Raw genomic sequence first — 1,698 nt, forward strand, 5'->3', positions numbered from 1 at the left:
GGCGTTCGGGGCCCCCCCGCGTTGGTGGGTCCGGGGGTGTTCTGGGGGGGGGGGGAGGAAGAAAAAAGGGGAAGTAGCACCGGGGTGCTTTTCGGGCCCCCGGGCCCCGCCCCGGCTCGCGCCGGGGCGGATCGACGACGAGGCTGGAGACATGCGCAGAGCGAAGATCGTGTGCACCATCGGACCCGCGACGGCGTCCCCGACCAAGCTCCGTGAGCTGGTCGACGCGGGCATGGACGTGGCCCGGATCAACCGGAGCCACGGAGAGCAGGCGGAGCACGAGGCCGTCTACCACGGTGTCCGAGAGGCGGCGAAGGAGTCCGGCCGCAACGTCGCAGTCCTCGTCGACCTCCAGGGCCCGAAGATCCGGCTCGGCCGCTTCGCGGGCGACCAGAAGCACTACCTCAACGAGGGTGACACGTTCACCATCACCACCGAGGACGTGGAGGGCACCAAGGAGCTCGTCTCGACGACCCACAAGGGTCTGGCGGGCGACGCCCGCGTCGGCGACCCGCTCCTCATCGACGACGGCAAGGTGCGCGTGCGCGTCACCGCCGTCGAGGGCCCGCGCGTCGTCACGACCGTCGAGGTCGCCGGCCCGGTCTCGAACAACAAGGGCATCAACCTCCCCGGCGTCGCGGTCTCCGTGCCGGCGCTGTCGGAGAAGGACACCGACGACCTGCGCTGGGCGCTGCGCATGGGCGCGGACATCATCGCGCTGTCGTTCGTGCGGTCCGCCAAGGACTACGACGACGTCGCGGCGATCATGGCGGAGGAGGGCCGCACGGTCCCCGTCGTCGCCAAGATCGAGAAGCCGCAGGCGGTGGAGAACCTGGAGGAGGTCGTCGCGGCCTTCGACGGCTTCATGGTGGCGCGCGGCGACCTCGCCGTGGAGATGCCGCTGGAGCAGGTCCCGCTGGTGCAGAAGCGCATCGTCGAGCTGGCCCGCCGCAACGCGAAGCCCGTCATCGTCGCCACGCAGGTGCTGGAGTCGATGACCACCAGCCCGACGCCGACGCGCGCCGAGGCCTCCGACTGCGCCAACGCGGTGCTCGACGGGGCCGACGCGGTCATGCTCTCGGGCGAGACCAGCGTGGGCGACTACCCGATCATCACGGTCCAGACGATGGCCCGGATCATCGAGGCGACCGAGGAGATGGGTCGCGAGCGCATCGCCCCCCTGGGCTCCTCGCCGCACACCCGCGGCGGCGTCATCACCCGTGCGGCCGCCGAGATCGGCGAGACGCTCGGCGTGAAGTACCTCGTGACGTTCACGCAGTCGGGCGACTCGGCCAAGCGCATGTCGCGCCTGCGCTCGGGCATCCCGCTGCTGGCCTTCACGCCGGAGGAGAGCGTGCGCAACGTCCTCGCGCTCACCTGGGGCACCACCACCTACCAGGTGCCGAAGGTCGACAGCGTCGACGCCATGGTCGGCCAGGTGGACTCCACGCTCCGCGCCAACGGGCTCGCCGAGCCCGGCGACCGCGTCGTGATCGTCTCCGGCGCCCCGGTGGGCGTGCCCGGCACGACGAACTCGATCCTCGTGCACCAGGTCGGCAGCCACTCCGACGTCTGATCGCACCTGCGCGAGGCGGCTCCGCCTCGCGCCGGCACGCCGGGGGTGGCGGGGGGGGGAGGGTGGAACCGAGAGCACGAGACAAGATGGAAAGGGGAGGGGGGGAAAAGACCGAAGGGAGA

General features: G+C 71.3%; 1 protein-coding gene. It reads left to right on the forward strand.

Annotated elements, in window-relative coordinates; all coding sequences use genetic code 11:
* Nucleotides 1-151 precede the first annotated feature (151 nt).
* On the forward strand, nt 152-1,576 hold the full coding sequence (gene pyk / locus ACFCZN_RS06015) for a pyruvate kinase (protein ID WP_429763383.1): 1,425 nt from the start codon (nt 152-154) through the stop codon (nt 1,574-1,576).
* Nucleotides 1,577-1,698 lie beyond the last annotated feature (122 nt).

Source organism: Isoptericola sp. NPDC056134, assembly GCF_042264825.1.
GTDB lineage: Bacteria > Actinomycetota > Actinomycetes > Actinomycetales > Cellulomonadaceae > Isoptericola > Isoptericola nanjingensis.

Bases quoted from the DNA above. Each gene is read 5' to 3' on its own strand.
- pyk (WP_429763383.1), top strand. From the start codon at position 152: ATGCGCAGAGCGAAGATCGTGTGCACCATCGGACCCGCGACGGCGTCC.